The sequence below is a fragment of the Paenibacillus marchantiophytorum genome (genome assembly GCF_014640555.1).
Classification (GTDB): Bacteria; Bacillota; Bacilli; order Paenibacillales; family NBRC-103111; genus Paenibacillus_E; species Paenibacillus_E marchantiophytorum.
Genome location: NZ_BMHE01000153.1, coordinates 1 through 569 on the forward strand (window position 1 = coordinate 1; position 569 = coordinate 569).

Consider the following 569-nt stretch of genomic DNA (forward strand, 5'->3'; position numbering starts at 1 on the left):
ACATATACCGAATACGTCACATTTTTACCGTTCTCTACATACGTGCCGGATGTTTTAATTTCTTTCCCGTATTGGTCCATTACTAAAATTTTGAAATCATCATCCGCATGGAGAATCCCTTTTGTTGCGGCCTCTGTATCCACTTTTAAGGAATCAGGTGTACGTACTTTATCCACTTTCACACTTTTATTCGCATAGCTGTTTGAACCTGCTGTTGCAATATAAGCCGTAAAGTATGCTACGCTTCCGGATGCTCCATTGACGCGGTCCAAATGAATTTGTCCTTTGTGTTCGCCAGAAGTCATAATTTCAACGGCGCCACTCGCCCCTGTGCTCAAACCAACGTTGGTACCCATGACTTTAATGCGACTTAGGTTTTGGCTGTCTACAATCTCATCGGCCGTTAACTTCACGCCATCTGCATCATAAGCCTCGATCGGAATGTAGTGATCCATTTGGTCACCTTCCGCCAATACTTCCGTTACATCTCCAAAAGCTACTTTCGTTGCCAATTTCGTGGATTTCACACTAACTTTTGCATTCGCTGTAGAAGATCCGGAATACATCGT

1 pseudogene is annotated in these 569 nt (G+C 43.4%); it reads right to left on the bottom strand.

The window, feature by feature from the left end:
- Window positions 1-569: pseudogene (locus IEY34_RS36405) on the bottom strand (S-layer homology domain-containing protein); the annotation flags it as partial.